Source organism: Wolbachia endosymbiont of Frankliniella intonsa (genome assembly GCF_029856955.1).
Taxonomy (GTDB): domain Bacteria; phylum Pseudomonadota; class Alphaproteobacteria; order Rickettsiales; family Anaplasmataceae; genus Wolbachia.
The window spans coordinates 1390041-1404008 of the sequence record NZ_CP097148.1 but is presented as its reverse complement, the minus strand read 5'-3'; the positions used below and the strand labels follow the sequence as shown (position 1 = coordinate 1404008).

At 33.8% G+C, this 13968-nt stretch carries 16 protein-coding genes; 11 read left to right on the top strand and 5 right to left on the bottom strand.

The window, feature by feature from the left end; all coding sequences use genetic code 11:
* Position 1 precedes the first annotated feature (1 nt).
* From dnaX to dnaN, 6 genes are all read left to right on the top strand, one after another.
* Positions 2 to 1585 (top strand): DNA polymerase III subunit gamma/tau, encoded by a 1584-nt coding sequence (gene dnaX / locus M3L71_RS07925; RefSeq protein ID WP_280143590.1) that lies wholly within the window; start codon positions 2 to 4, stop codon positions 1583 to 1585.
* Between the two features lie 21 nt (positions 1586 to 1606).
* Positions 1607 to 1921 carry a YbaB/EbfC family nucleoid-associated protein gene (locus M3L71_RS07920; RefSeq protein WP_280143589.1) on the top strand — a complete coding sequence of 105 codons (315 nt, stop codon included), beginning with the start codon at positions 1607 to 1609 and terminating at the stop codon, positions 1919 to 1921.
* A gap of 337 nt (positions 1922 to 2258) precedes the next feature.
* Complete coding sequence (locus tag M3L71_RS07915) at positions 2259 to 2927, top strand: P44/Msp2 family outer membrane protein (protein WP_280143588.1); 669 nt, start codon at positions 2259 to 2261, stop codon at positions 2925 to 2927.
* 291 nt (positions 2928 to 3218) lie between these two features.
* A complete protein-coding gene (locus M3L71_RS07910) occupies positions 3219 to 4112 on the top strand; it encodes an RNA polymerase factor sigma-32 (protein ID WP_280143587.1) in 894 nt (297 codons plus the stop codon).
* The gene (locus M3L71_RS07905; RefSeq protein WP_019078627.1) at positions 4105 to 4602 is read left to right on the top strand and encodes an invasion associated locus B family protein; all 498 of its coding nucleotides are present in this window, start codon (positions 4105 to 4107) and stop codon (positions 4600 to 4602) included. Before M3L71_RS07910 ends, M3L71_RS07905 begins: the two co-directional genes overlap by 8 nt.
* Before the next feature lie 112 nt (positions 4603 to 4714).
* Complete coding sequence (gene dnaN / locus M3L71_RS07900) at positions 4715 to 5854, top strand: DNA polymerase III subunit beta (RefSeq protein WP_280143586.1); 1140 nt, start codon at positions 4715 to 4717, stop codon at positions 5852 to 5854.
* Position 5855: 1 nt separating this feature from the next.
* Here the strand turns inward: dnaN and truA are convergent, their stop codons facing one another.
* Positions 5856 to 6593, bottom strand: a complete 738-nt coding sequence (gene truA / locus M3L71_RS07895) for a tRNA pseudouridine(38-40) synthase TruA (protein WP_280143585.1) — start codon at positions 6591 to 6593, stop codon at positions 5856 to 5858.
* 114 nt (positions 6594 to 6707) lie between these two features.
* Between truA and recA the strand changes: the two genes are divergently transcribed.
* Complete coding sequence (recA, locus tag M3L71_RS07890) at positions 6708 to 7775, top strand: recombinase RecA (protein WP_280143584.1); 1068 nt, start codon at positions 6708 to 6710, stop codon at positions 7773 to 7775.
* A gap of 32 nt (positions 7776 to 7807) precedes the next feature.
* On the opposite strand, the gene pth is transcribed toward recA, so the two are convergent.
* Positions 7808 to 8371 (bottom strand): aminoacyl-tRNA hydrolase, encoded by a 564-nt coding sequence (pth, locus tag M3L71_RS07885; RefSeq protein ID WP_280143583.1) that lies wholly within the window; start codon positions 8369 to 8371, stop codon positions 7808 to 7810.
* A complete protein-coding gene (locus tag M3L71_RS07880; RefSeq protein WP_280143582.1) occupies positions 8371 to 8982 on the bottom strand; it encodes a 50S ribosomal protein L25/general stress protein Ctc in 612 nt (203 codons plus the stop codon). The genes pth and M3L71_RS07880 overlap by 1 nt, the downstream gene beginning before the upstream one ends.
* Positions 8983 to 9124: 142 nt before the next feature.
* On the opposite strand from M3L71_RS07880, the gene M3L71_RS07875 reads away from it, so the two are divergent.
* From M3L71_RS07875 to M3L71_RS07865, 3 genes are all read left to right on the top strand, one after another.
* Positions 9125 to 9424: an ETC complex I subunit gene (locus M3L71_RS07875; RefSeq protein ID WP_264375063.1), complete on the top strand. Its 300-nt coding sequence runs from the start codon at positions 9125 to 9127 to the stop codon at positions 9422 to 9424.
* Positions 9425 to 9574: 150 nt separating this feature from the next.
* On the top strand, positions 9575 to 9952 hold the full coding sequence (locus M3L71_RS07870) for an IS630 transposase-related protein (protein ID WP_280143348.1): 378 nt from the start codon (positions 9575 to 9577) through the stop codon (positions 9950 to 9952).
* Positions 9931 to 10479 (top strand): IS630 family transposase, encoded by a 549-nt coding sequence (locus tag M3L71_RS07865; protein ID WP_349292757.1) that lies wholly within the window; start codon positions 9931 to 9933, stop codon positions 10477 to 10479. Before M3L71_RS07870 ends, M3L71_RS07865 begins: the two co-directional genes overlap by 22 nt.
* A gap of 184 nt (positions 10480 to 10663) precedes the next feature.
* Here M3L71_RS07865 and rsmH read toward each other — a convergent pair whose 3' ends face one another.
* Positions 10664 to 11548, bottom strand: coding sequence for a 16S rRNA (cytosine(1402)-N(4))-methyltransferase RsmH (gene rsmH, locus M3L71_RS07860; RefSeq protein ID WP_280143581.1), 885 nt, complete (start codon positions 11546 to 11548; stop codon positions 10664 to 10666).
* A 205-nt stretch (positions 11549 to 11753) separates the two neighbouring features.
* Between rsmH and M3L71_RS07855 the strand changes: the two genes are divergently transcribed.
* A complete protein-coding gene (locus tag M3L71_RS07855; protein WP_280143580.1) occupies positions 11754 to 12965 on the top strand; it encodes an MFS transporter in 1212 nt (403 codons plus the stop codon).
* Positions 12966 to 12995: 30 nt separating this feature from the next.
* On the opposite strand, the gene map is transcribed toward M3L71_RS07855, so the two are convergent.
* Complete coding sequence (gene map, locus M3L71_RS07850) at positions 12996 to 13778, bottom strand: type I methionyl aminopeptidase (protein ID WP_280144188.1); 783 nt, start codon at positions 13776 to 13778, stop codon at positions 12996 to 12998.
* Positions 13779 to 13968: the final 190 nt, after the last annotated feature.

The following is a 13968-nucleotide window of genomic DNA, read 5'->3' as shown; positions in this document are numbered from 1 at the left end:
TATGAACATAGCATTAAAATATCGTCCTAGTAGCTTTAAAGATTTAGTAGGTCAAGATATATTGGTGCGTATACTAGAAAATGCTTTTACTCTCAACAAAATTCCACAATCTATACTGCTTTCTGGTAGCAGTGGAATTGGTAAAACCACCACTGCAAGAATAATAGCTTTATGTTTGAACTGCTCATTGGGGCCAACTTTTGAACCTTGTGGATCATGTACAAGTTGTCTGGCAATAAAAAATTCAAGCCATCCAGATGTAGTTGAAATCGATGCGGCAAGTCACACTAGTGTTGAGGATGTTAGAGCGATCTTGGGAGATATTTGCTATTTACCAATAAGTTCTAAATTTAAAGTTTACATTATAGATGAAGTACACATGTTATCCAGTAATGCATTTAATGCATTACTTAAAACTCTAGAAGAACCACCATCTAGCGTAAAGTTTATTCTAGCAACTACAGAAATAAAAAAGATACCAATAACTGTTATTGCACGTTGTCAAAGGTTTGACTTACATAACATTCCTTCAGCTAAGATAATGGAGCGTTTAAATGATATTGCACAAAAAGAAAATTATTTTATTGAAAAAGAAGCATCGGAATTAATTGCTCACCACTGTAGCAATTCAATGCGTAACGCTTTATTTTTGATGAATCAAGCAGTGCTATATAGCAAAGATGGTACAATATCCACTCAAAGTGTTACAGACATACTTGGTCTAGTAGATAGAAACGTTATATTTGATCTACTGGAAGCAGTATTAGATAGTGATTTACAGAAGGCTTTGTTAGTATTCGACAATGTGGTAAAAACAGCAAATCCGCTCAATATTTTTGAAGATCTGCTGCAAACAATCCAGTTAATATGCCGTTTTTTAATTACAAAAGAGATTGATACAGAATATGAGAAGAGCAGAGTAAAAGATTTGAGTGCAAAAAAGTCTTTAATATTTTTTTCGAGATTGTGGAAGGTGCTGCTTAAGGGTATTCAAGATATAAAAATTTCAACATGCAATGAGGTTGCTGCTGAAATGATGTTAATTAGCCTTTGTTATCTTTCTGATTTGCCTTCTCCGGAACAGGTGATCAAAAAAATTCTTTCACAGAATGTAGAGCAAGGAAATAGACAGGGCAGACCTGTTGCACCTTCTCCCTCTGTCATCCAAGTAGCTGACTACTCGGATCCAAAAAAATATGTGGAAAAACCCCACTCTGTCATCCCAGTGCGCGACACTGGGATCCATGTGAAAAATAAACAACAAAATTACGATTTTGATAAGATTTTGCAACTATTAAGGCGGAGTAACCAAATTTATCTTTACAAACAACTGTGTAGTAATCTACAATTAATAGATTGTAAATTTGGGTATTTAAAATTAAAAGCTGTATCTAACTTGAACAATAATTTTTGTAATGACTTGAAAAGTTACTTAAATCAAGCTACTAATCAGGAGTGGGTTATTATAGTTGATACGGGTTATATGAATAGGGAAGTGAGCAATTTAAATTATACACCTGTAGTTAAGGATATATTAAATACGTTTAAAGGTGCAAAGGTAGTTAATATAGAAAATAAGGAGTAGGTTGTGGATTTTAGTCAAATAATGAAGCAAGCGCAAGAAATGCAAAAAAAGCTTGCGGAAGCCCAAGAAAAATATATTGGAAAAGAGTTTCAAGGTATTTCTGGTGGTGGCAAAGTTTCTATATTAGTGGAAGTTATAAAAATAGGTGGCTATAAAGCTAAAAAGGTAAATATAGACTTAGAACTTATGAGAAATGAAGAAAAAGATATAGTAGAAGATTTAGTGACAGCAGCGTTTAATGATGCCATTAAAAAAGCAGAAGAAGATATGGAAAATGCAACCTCTGATCTTGCAGGTATGATGGGGTTACCACCTGGATTTAAACTTCCTTTTTAAATTTACTACTGAAGTTTGCCTTAATGCAGTAACTAAGTGTTTTCCTTTTATACTAGTACTTCCATGAAGTACATTCATATTACTGCATGAATATTCAGCAATTCACAATGATGAATGCAGATCAGAAGATAAAAAGACATTAGTGAAATAGGTGTAAGAAGATCAAGAGTAAAAAAAAGTAGAGTAACTCTATTTATTAATTAATAAAATCTTTGTATTTTCCTAAAAGTTAGTTAAGATACAGAAGGTTTTGTGTTATTAAGTTAGCACTTGACTTAACTTTAGTGATTATTTAGACTGCTAAAGTGGAATTTTAATTTTTTTAACGAGGGCAATTATGCATTATAAAAAGTTTTTTTCGGCAGCTGCTTTAGTGACGTTGCTAAGCCTATCAAACTCTGCTTTTTCATCAGACCCTATTGGTCCAATAAGTGATGAAGAAACTAGCTACTACGTTCGTTTACAATACAACGGTGAAATTTTACCTCTTTATACAAAAGTTGATGGTATTACACATACATCAGGTAAAAGTCCCTTAAAAGCATCTTTTCTAGCTGGTGGTGGTGCATTTGGTTATAAAATGGATGACATTAGAGTTGATGTTGAAGGGCTTTACTCACAATTGGCTAAAGATGCAACTGTAGTATCTGATGACAAGGCTGCAGATAGTGTAACAGCATTTTCAGGATTGGTTAACGTTTATTACGATATAGCGATTGAAGATATGCCTATCACTCCATACGTTGGTGTTGGTGTTGGTGCAGCATATATCAGCAATCCTTCAAAAGCTAATGAAGTTAAAGATCAAAAAGGATTTGGTTTTGCTTATCAAGCAAAAGCTGGTGTTAGTTATGATGTAACCCCAGAAATCAAACTCTTTGCTGGAGCTCGTTACTTCGGTTCTTATGGTGCTAGTTTTGATAAGGCAAATAAGGATGATACTGGTATCAAAAATGTTCTTTACAGCACTGTTGGTGCAGAAGCTGGAGTAGCGTTTAATTTCTAGTCTATCTTTGTCTTATTATCCCAGTGGGTTTTTCTTGTCATTCAAGTAGCATGACACTGGGATCTAGAAAAAAGAAATGTGAATTCCAGTGTTTTAGCACTGGAATAACACATTATTTATTTAATGTAGTTTTTATCCTTACACGCTAGCAATGTTAATCAGGTAGCTGATACTGAAGTGTATTGCTACTAAGATCTCAATTAGATGTAAAATTGTGCTTTTTTAATTAAAGCTTGAATTTTTCACTGAAAATCAATATATTATATGTATAGAGTTTTAATTTAAGTTATTATGTTGACCCCAGTAGTAAATTTATGTGTTAATAGTAGCACTAATCTCATGCAATATATTGCTGAAGTGCGAAAATTTCCTATCCTTTCCCAAGAAGAGGAAGTGCGATTAGCAAAAAATTGGCAAGAATACCAGGATATTTCTTCTGCTCACAGGTTGATTACTAGCCATTTGAATTTGGTAGTAAAAATTGCAATGAAATTTAAGAATTACGGTCTATTGTTGATGGACCTGGTCATGGAAGGAAATATGGGTTTAATGCATGCAGTGAAAAAGTTCAATCCTGACTTGGGATTTCGTTTTTCAACTTATGCAGTATGGTGGATTGAAGCTTCAATGAAAGACTTTATATTAAAATCTTGGTCACTTGTAAAAATAGGTACAACGCAAGCACAAAGGAGATTGTTTTTTAGTTTACGTAAAATAAAAAAAAGAATTTTACAATACACAAACAGAGAAACTTTGAGTAAAGAAGAAATAAAAGCAATATCAAATGAGCTTTCTGTATCTGAAGAAGATGTTGTACAGATGAGCTATCGTCTGGCTTGTAAGGATCAGTCGTTAAATAATTGTATAAAAATAGGTGATGACTCTAAAAAGGAGTTACAAGATATGATTCCGTGTAATTTAGTTAGTCAAGAAGTAGCTTACCAGAATCATGAAGAAAAGGCATTAAAAGAAACAATATTAAGCAATGCATTAGCAAGTCTTAATGAAAGATCAAGAGACATTTTCATTAGCAGATACTTGTCTGAGAATACTCAGACTTTGGATGAGCTTAGCAAAAAATATTGTGTTTCAAGAGAAAGAATAAGACAGCTGGCTGAGCAAGCGATGAGTAAGGTAAAACAACATATAAAATCAGAGAGTTTGAAATTCGGTTTACATGCGTAGTCTTTTCGTATTTCTAATATTTCTTTCAATAGACACTCTTGCATCGGTTAGTAATGTACAACTGAGCGAAAAATATAAAGACTGGTTTGTTTATACTGCATTGGAAGATGGTGAAAAAGTGTGTTATATTGTATCTCATCCTAAGAAAAAAAGTGAACATTATACAGCCGATCGCAAGCCGTATGTAATGGTCAGTTACGTTGATAAAAAAGCAGATGAGGTGAGCGTCACTTCTGGCTTTCAGTATAATAATGAGCCTGTAGTTCTCAATATCGATAAAAAAATTAAATATCAATTGCCAATAATACAGGGAAGTCTTGCGTGGACAGATGATACAAAAATGGACCAAGATTTGATTCTAAAAATGAAGCAGGGATTATCAATGGTAGTTAATGGAAAAGTAAAAACAGCAAATGTTGATGATACTTATTCCTTGCTTGGGTTTCAAAAAGCTTACCAAAAAATGCACGACTTATGCCATACAAAGTAAATTATTGATTACTAAAGTATAAGATAGGCTGTTTTTATCTCTCAGATAAAAAGATAAATAGCACTTTACATAGAATGTGGATATCATTTAAAATATACTTTTCAGAATTAGTATGTTAGAGGTTGCAGGTAAAGAGCAAGTTGTATGTGAGCAAATCCGTTTTAGCGTTGGCCGAGCAAGTCTTTTAAATACGCTATCCAGAGTGAGCGGGGTGGTTGAAAGGCGCAACGCGGTAGACGTTTTAGCGTGTATAAATATCAAAGCACAACATGGCAGCATAAAACTAAAGGCTACCGATCTTGACATTTCAATATTTGCCTCACTTACTGCAAATGTATCAGCAGAAGGAGAAGTGAAAATCTCAGCACATACTTTACATGACATAGTGAAAAAATTGCCAACTAATTTGGATGTCAATTTCGAAATGAATAATCAAGGAAAATTATTGATATCCTGCGGAAATGCAAATTTTTCTTTACCGAACGTAGTTTCAAATAACTTCCCTGTTCTTGAAGAAGGTGATCATCAATACGATTTCACTCTACTAAGTGCAGATTTGGTAGACTTGTTGACTAAAACGAAGTTTGCTGTGTCGCTGGATGATACAAGGTATAATTTAAACGGGATATATCTTCATACAGATGAGAAATTTCTGCACTGCGTTGCAACTGATGGCCACCGTTTATCATGTATAAAAAGGCCTAAATCTGAAGATATCAACGGAGAATTTGGGGTGATCATTCCACGTAAAACTATCATGGAACTGTTGAAAGTATTGGGTGATTGTAATGAGATAAATATAAAACTTTCAGATAGAAAAATAAAATTTACATGTGGTGAGTATATTCTAATATCAAAATTGATAGATGGGACTTTTCCAGATTACAAAGCTGTCATTCCAACGTCTCAAGATAAACAAATGATTGTTGAGAGTAGCAAACTTGCTAGTGTTATAGACCGAGTTTCTGTTGTTGTGTCCGATAAAATAAAATCCATTAAATTTTCATTGCAAAAGAATTTATTAACTCTGCATTCAAACTCTCAAGAGTGTAGTGATGCAACTGAGTCTATAGAAGTGGATTACGATGGAGCTCTTATGGAAGTAGGATTTAATTCTCGTTATTTGCTTGATGTTTTATCCTGTATAGAAAACAAGTGTAAATTTAGCTTATCAGATGGTAATAGCGCTACAATTATCACTGATGAAGATGATCCAAGTGCACTATACATAGTGATGCCAATGAGGACTTAAGCTAGTAATCTATCTTTACTAAGTATAAGCCGGGAGGCGGCGCAGTGATTCCAGCAGCCTTTCTTTTACATTGACTTAATATATTTAGCATTTCTTGTGGATTAGTTTTGTTTTTTCCAAATTCAACTAAAGTGCCAACAATAATCCTCACTTGGTTATGCAAAAAGGAAATCGCAGATATTTTGATGTATATGTGACTTCCATTTTGTACTATATCAATATCATCGATTGTTCTGACCGGATTTGTAGCTTGACAATCTTTTGAGCGGAAGCTTGAAAGATTATGTTTTCCAAGCAGGTGTCTAGCAGCTTCACGCATGATGTTTACGTCAAGTGGGTTAAATACTTGCCACACATAACCGATTTCCAGAGCTGTAGGAGCGTAGCGATTAATTATTCTATATTCATAATATCTTTTTTTTGCTGAAAATCGCGCATGAAATGCATCATCTACGGCTTCTGCACTAAGCACAACTATAGGAATCGCTTTTAAGTGATAGTTTATTCCATTTCTTATTCTGTAAAGCTCAAATTGCCTTTCCATATTGAAATGAGCAACTTGCCCTAAAGCATGAACCCCTGTGTCAGTTCTGCCACCACAATGCAAAGAGACTCTCTCGCCACTGAAATTAAATATAGAGTTTTCTATGGTTTCCTGAATTGAGTTAGCAGAGTGTTGTTGCTTTTGCCAGCCAGAGAAACCACTACCATTGTATTCTATCGTTATTTTGTATCGCACTACAAAGTCTATCTATCTAATTTTAGGTAACTAACGTTCTTCGTTATTAAAAAACCCTTGGCAGATTGGTTGCGTTCAATTACCATGGAGACTATACAAGTTAATAAATGATCCATGGCACATAATCCAGAAGAAAGAAATAATGATAAGCAAAAAGCACTAGATAATGCAATAAGTCAAATTGAAAAAGCATTCGGTAAAGGTGCAATAATGAAGCTAAAGCAAAACCCTGTAGAAAAAATAGACACGATATCTACAGGGTCGATTGCACTTGATTCAGCTCTGGGTGTTGGGGGATTGCCAAAAGGACGTATAATTGAGATATTTGGCCCTGAGAGTTCTGGTAAAACTACCCTTGCTTTGCATGTAATTGCTGAAGCACAGAAAAAAGGAGGTTTATGTGCATTTATCGATGCGGAACACGCACTGGATGTTATATATGCTCGTAAACTTGGAGTGAAAACTGATGATTTGGTAATTTCACAACCAGACACTGGAGAGCAGGCTTTGCATATTGTTGAGTATTTAGTGTGTTCTAGTGCAGTTGATGTAATAGTTATTGATTCTGTTGCAGCACTAACTCCAAGAGCTGAAATTGAAGGGGATATGGGCGATCAGCACATGGGATTGCAAGCAAGGCTTCTAAGCCATGGACTCAGGAAACTAACTTCTGTAGTTTCAAAAGCAAACTGTATATTGATATTTATCAACCAAATTCGTATGAAAATAGGAGTAGTATATGGAAATCCTGAAACTACCACTGGTGGAAATGCGTTAAAATTCTATACTTCTATAAGACTTGATATAAGAAAAGTTGGTGCGATAAAGGATAAAGAGAATATTACGGGTAATGAAACGAGAGTTAAAGTTGTAAAAAATAAAGTCGCTCCTCCATTTAGAGAGGCAAAATTTGATATAATGTATAATGAAGGCATATCAAAACTTGGGGAAATAATAGATATAGGAGCAAAACTTGGTGTCCTTGAAAAGGCAGGCGCTTATTATTCATATAACAATACGCGTCTTGGGCAAGGAAGAGAAAATGTAAAAAGCTACCTCAAGGCGAATAAAGAAATTGCAAATGAAATAGAAATAAAAATCAAAGATTTATTTAAAAATCACGATAACTCTATTGCAATAGAAGAGGAGCGTGAACAACTTCTAGAAGAATCAGTGTTCTAATCTAGATGCTTGTATTGGGCAGTATTCAATTGCTACACTAAAGTTTCACTCTCAACCGAGTTGATGAAAGCTGCGTTATCTCCTTGCAGCATTAGATGTATATTCTTTGCTATTTTTTCCACTAAGAGGATAGCGTTATCAAAATTTTCAAATTTTGATAATACATAATCTGCTAAGCTTTTCCGATTTTCAGGCCTACCTACTCCAAATCTCAAACGCCAATAATCGTTACCAATAAAGCTATCTATAGACTTAAGTCCATTGTGTCCAGCATAACTACCACCTTTTTTTACTTTTATTCTTCCAAATTTTAAGTCAGCATCATCATGTATGACAACAATATTGTCTAGCGATAATTTGTAAAAATTTTTTATTTTTGCAACAGGAATACCTGAATTATTCATAAATGAAGAAGGCTTTATTAGCATAACTTTATTATTGTTAATTATGCCAGAGGTTATCAAGTAATCGGCTTTCTTAGAAAATGACTGAAAATTCCAATATTTGTAGATTGCGTCAATAACGATAAAACCAATATTATGATGAGTTAACTCATATTGACTACCAGGATTACCAAGCCCAGCTATTAAATGCACTACTCCTCTGTTTTTGTTTGAGTCTCTTCAACATCACTATCGGCAGCAGAGATTGTTACAATGGTGAAATTTTCTTCCTCATGAGCTACAAATTTAACACCTTCTGGCAATTTTACATCATTGATATGTATAGACTGACCAATCATTTTGCCAGACAAATCAATTTCTATGACTTGAGGTATTTTCTCAGGAGAGCATTTGACAGTAATAGAACGACACAGAACATTAAGCACTCCACCTAATTTGATTCCTGGTGATTTACTTTCATTGATGAATGATAAAGGTATATCTATTTTAATTTCACTACCTTTATCAACAAACTGAAAATCAACATGTTGCACAGTATCCTTTACTACATGCCATTGAATATCACGAACAAGAGCATATTCTTTTTTCCCTGAAATATCTAGTTCTATTAAATGTGCAGAAAGAGCACCTGATTTATATTGTTTAGTAAATTCCTTTGCAGACAATGTCAAATTTACGTTATCATGCACTTTACCATATATAACTGCAGGTATACTTCCCTTCTCCCTCAGAGCCTGAATCGCTTTCTTTTTTTTTACATCACGTAACTCTGCATTAATTGTTACCATTTCTTGCTGTGCCATCGATTACTCCTATTCAGCTAATCCTTTTTATATAATTTAATAATATAACATAAAAATATTTATTTCAAACTTCATTCTTTCACACTAATTCTTTGTGGAAAAATTTATTTAGATATATACTTAAGATTACGTAGTAAGAGCTATGGGTATTAACGATCAAGTAGTTTTTAAGATTTATAAGCCAACAAAAACTGCAACACAATCTGGCTTAGGTAATACAAAATTCTGGTACCTAAAAATTGAGCCTTGTTCTTACTATATTGAACCTTTGATGGGATGGGTTGGCTCAAAAGATCCCCAAAAACAGATTGTATTAAAGTTTGATTCTCTTGAAAAAGCAATATCTTACGCAAAGAAACACAACACAAAGTACACAATTGAAATGCCAAAAGATGTTAAAAGACTGCCAAAATCTTATGCAAATAATTTCGTATCAAAGTAAGTTTTATCGTAGTGTGTTTATCTAAAAACCTAAACCTAATCGTTACTATGATTTTGCTAACACACTAAGGTCATTTAGATAGTCGAACCTGGCTAGCTATAGTATTTCCCAAAGCAAATGATAAAGGTATAATAAAGTATTTGAGTTATAATGGCATATAGTGTGGATTTAAGGGAAAAGGCAGTATTGATGATAGAAAAAGGGAAGACAAAGGTTGAGATAGCAGAGCTCATGGAGATAGGAATAGCAACTCTGTACCGCTGGTTAAAAAAGAAAGCTGCTGGTGAAAGCTTAAAGCCATCTAAAAACGGTAGCTTTATTCGAAAAATAGACCCAAAAATACTCGAAGAATATGTTACAAAGAATCCAGATCATACTCTGGCAGAGATGAAACAAAATCTTGGATTTGGAATAAATTCAATTTGGTATAGACTAAAACAGCTAAAAATTACTTTAAAAAAGTCACACTATATCAAGAGCGCAATCAAGAAGATAGGCAGCAATTTATTGATAAAATCTCAAAAATAGAACATTCCAGCATCTTATATATAGATGAAGCAGGAGTTGATAATAAGTTATACCGAGAATATGGACGTGCTCCAAGAGGAAAGAAAATTTATGCAGATATTCCAGGGAGAACTCGAGAGAGAATCAGTATAGTAGCCGGGTGGATTGGAATGAGATTTATTGCACCAATGACTTTCAAAGGTGGGTGTGAAAAAGAGGTATTCAATATATTGTTGGAGAAGATGTTATTACCTAAATTGCCACTTGGCACAACCATAGTTATGGATAATGCTACATTTCATAAGACCACTAAAACAAAATCATTAATAGAGTCTTTTGGCTTTCATGTGCTGTATCTTCCAACATATTCACCAGATTTGAATCCCATAGAACACTGTTGGCATACCATCAAAAGCCGCCTCAGACCTCTAATGTATAAATGTACAGACTTACAACTTTTGGTTGGTAATACCATAATGGAAATTTATCCATTCATTTTAGAAAATACTATAGTATCAAAGAGTTATTTTTTAGGTATTTCTCCGTAAGACTGCAAGTTTTTTTGGATTACTCAAATAACCTCATTCTGCTTGAAGAACTTTTATGTTGCTTTGCACTAAATTAATTTCACGTTTTATTTGTGTTAGCTATTTATTTAGTGAGTGGACATGTAATTTTACCTTAAATAACCCTATAGTAAAAACATAGTTATTGAAATAATAGAGAAGGTTCTCATGACAACCTCTGTATAGCTCTTAATTTTGCTGAACGCGCACGCGGATTTGCATTTATTTCTTCCGCACTTGCTTTAATCACTTTTTTGTTTAAAAGGGAGAATGTCTTTGTAGGTCCTGGTTCACACAAATCTTTAAAAAGGGTTTTAACTATACGATCTTCTAGAGAATGAAAGGTAACTACAATTAATTTGCCGTTTTCACTTAAAATCTCAGATGCAGCTTTAATACCCTTTTCAAGCTCTCCTAGCTCATCATTTACCCATATTCTGATTGCCTGAAATGTTCTAGTTGCAGGGTCAATCTTGCTTTTTCCACGAAACACTACAGAACGTACAATATCCGCAAGTTCAAATGTAGTTTTGATAATTTTCTTCTTACGCGCATTTACTATCGCTCTTGCGATTTTACGAGAATGACGCTCACCCCCATAATTATATATAGTGTTCGCAATCTCTTCTTCACGTAAAGCGTTAACAAACGTCGAAGCATTCATATGAGAATAGTTATCCATTCTCATGTTAAGTGGGCCATCACGTAGAAATGAGAATCCTCTATCTCCATTATCAAGCTGCATAGATGAAACTCCAACGTCGAAAACTATTCCATTGATACCTTTAATATTATTACTATCTAATAAATTTTTAATATTACTAAATTTCTCAATAAATAGATTTATTCTATCAGGGTATTTAACGTTCAGATCATCATAAAATTTGGTAACTGTTTCATCCCTATCAATTGCATACACTTTGCAATCAGCGGATTCCAATATTGCTTTGCTATATCCTCCAGCTCCAAACGTGGCATCCACATATATACCACCACTGTGTGGTGACAATTGCAGTAGCATCTCTTTTAACAAAACTGGAATATGTGTCATATCAAGAGACTTTGTGCACTTAAATTAAAATAACTTTCTCGCCAAAAAATATATGGAAATATATAGGTATAGTATAAGAATATTTAAATATAATCAACGATATAAAAATTTAATAAGATAATATTATTAATATAACATTTACATAATTCACGTTTGAAAAAGTAAGTAATATTACTATAGTATCAAACAAATTACGGAAGATTTCGTGCAACAAATAACAAAAGTAATACTATCGAGTTTAATTTGTAACACTTTGTTGTGGTATGATCACATGCTTTTCAGCCATCTAATAAGCATAATCGGAGATGTGTTTTTTCCATCAGACCACAAATTAGTCAGCATACTTAAAGCTTTTGGAGTATTTGCATTGGGTTTCTTAATAAGACCAATTGGTGCTGCTATATTTGGCCACATTGGCGATAAATATGGAAGAAGGATTGCTCTATTTCTCTCTATCATATTGATGACTCTATCAACCGTACTTATTGCATTTGTTCCAGGGTATCAGAACATTGGGGTACTCGCATCAGTACTGGTGGTATGTTTAAGATTATTGCAGGGTATATCTCTTGGAGGAGAGGCAGGAAATGCCCCATTTTTAATAGAGCATGCTCCTAAAAATAAAAGAGGATTCTTTGGCAGTATTGAAGTATTGAGCGCAATTCTTGGCTCAATATTAAGTCTTATAGTGGTGCTTATATGCAAAAAAGTATCCGATTTTGAATCTTGGGGATGGAGATTGCCTTTTATTTTCAGTTTTGTAATAGGATTAATCAGTATATATATGAGATATATACTCGATGAAAGCCCAGAATATAAAAAGCAGGAAAAGCCACATGAATTACCGTTAAAAGAACTGTTAAATGGCTATAAAAAACCTTTTTTAATATCAATTGGAGTTGACATAGTTGAGAATGCATCTCTTTACATATATTTAGTGTTTTTTAATCTACTTGCATCAACAATAAACACTCACTTTAATCACGCAGTAGAAATATTGAATCAGGTTGCACTTGGAGGATTGACTATACTATTTGCAATACTTTCTGATAAGGTAGGGAGAGAAAGAGTCATGAAATTTGCATTTGTGACTTTTATAGTAGTAAGTTATCCAGTTTTTTCAATGATACTAAGTGGTAATAATTTGCTCACCATAATGGCGCACGTTCTTTTTATAATCCCAATAGCTGCTTCTCTTGGTCCTGTTAGCGCGTTTATGTGCGAATTATTCCCAGTAAAGGTACGATACAGTGGATTTGGTTTATCAAGAAATATAGCTTCGGGATTTTTTGGTGGTCTTGCACCATTTATATGCACAACTATTATCAAAGTTACAGGACAAGGAACTTTAGCAAGTTTTTACATGATTTTCTGTGCACTAATTGGGTTAGTTGCTATATCACAAGTTAAGAGTTAGATTTTTTCAAAAACCAAGTGTTTAAAAAATCTAATCATAAGGTGGAAAATGCCAATTTTTAGGTGATAGTGTAAATATTTCAACTCCATCTTTTGTGACTCCAAGCGTATGCTCAAACTGTGCAGAAAGTGAAAGATCACGTGTTGTCACTGTCCAGCCATCTAGCTTGCTGAGCAGAGTTTCATGTTTTCCAGCATTGATCATTGGTTCTACCGTAAAAAACATGCCTTCTTTTAAGATAAGATCCTCACCTTCATCATAAAAATGTACAACATTTGGTGGAGCATGAAAAACCTTTCCTATGCCATGTCCACAATAATTGCGTACGATAGAATATCCAAAATCTTCAATATATTTTTCTATAGCAAATCCTATTTCATTTAACTTATTGCCGGGCTTAACTTGTTTTATCGCTTCCATTAGCGCATTGTAGGCAGCATTACACAAACGCTTTGCTTTTATTGAGGGTTTACCAGTCCAAAACATGCGACTTGTATCACCATACCAGCCATTTAAAATCACTGTAACGTCAATATTTAAAATATCTCCATCTTTAAGAGGTTTATCATCAGGAATACCATGACATACAACAGCATTTTTCGAAGTACAAATTGATTTCGGATATCCCTTATAATTCAGTGGTGCTGGAATTGCACCTGCATTGATTATAAAATCATGACATAGATCATTTAATTCATTAGTTGTTACGCCTACTTTGACGTATGGTGCAATAAAATCAAGGGTTTCAGCTGTAAGCCTGCCAGCTTTACGCATAAAGTCAAAGTCTTCTTGTGAATGTATAGTTATGTTCATATTTTCCATTTCTTATTATAATTCACATCTTGCATAGTAGATAATGTCATTCCACTGCTTGACACATAATTGTACGAATATTGAATGCAAAAGTACAAAAAATAGTGTCATCAGAATGCCTTTTTTTCCTTTCATCCCAGTCTGGGATGGCTTTGTTGCATAACACTTTATGAGATGGTGATTTATGGTA

Excerpts from the sequence above, each read along its gene's own strand:
- dnaX (WP_280143590.1), top strand. The coding sequence starts at position 2 with ATGAACATAGCATTAAAATATCGTCCTAGTAGCTTTAAAGATTTAGTA.
- M3L71_RS07920 (WP_280143589.1), top strand. The coding sequence starts at position 1,607 with ATGAAGCAAGCGCAAGAAATGCAAAAAAAGCTTGCGGAAGCCCAAGAA.
- M3L71_RS07915 (WP_280143588.1), top strand. The coding sequence starts at position 2,259 with ATGCATTATAAAAAGTTTTTTTCGGCAGCTGCTTTAGTGACGTTGCTA.
- M3L71_RS07910 (WP_280143587.1), top strand. The coding sequence starts at position 3,219 with ATGTTGACCCCAGTAGTAAATTTATGTGTTAATAGTAGCACTAATCTC.
- M3L71_RS07905 (WP_019078627.1), top strand. The coding sequence starts at position 4,105 with ATGCGTAGTCTTTTCGTATTTCTAATATTTCTTTCAATAGACACTCTT.
- dnaN (WP_280143586.1), top strand. The coding sequence starts at position 4,715 with ATGTTAGAGGTTGCAGGTAAAGAGCAAGTTGTATGTGAGCAAATCCGT.
- recA (WP_280143584.1), top strand. The coding sequence starts at position 6,708 with ATGGCACATAATCCAGAAGAAAGAAATAATGATAAGCAAAAAGCACTA.
- M3L71_RS07880 (WP_280143582.1), bottom strand. The coding sequence starts at position 8,982 with ATGGCACAGCAAGAAATGGTAACAATTAATGCAGAGTTACGTGATGTA.
- M3L71_RS07875 (WP_264375063.1), top strand. The coding sequence starts at position 9,125 with ATGGGTATTAACGATCAAGTAGTTTTTAAGATTTATAAGCCAACAAAA.
- M3L71_RS07870 (WP_280143348.1), top strand. The coding sequence starts at position 9,575 with ATGGCATATAGTGTGGATTTAAGGGAAAAGGCAGTATTGATGATAGAA.
- rsmH (WP_280143581.1), bottom strand. The coding sequence starts at position 11,548 with ATGACACATATTCCAGTTTTGTTAAAAGAGATGCTACTGCAATTGTCA.
- map (WP_280144188.1), bottom strand. The coding sequence starts at position 13,778 with ATGAACATAACTATACATTCACAAGAAGACTTTGACTTTATGCGTAAA.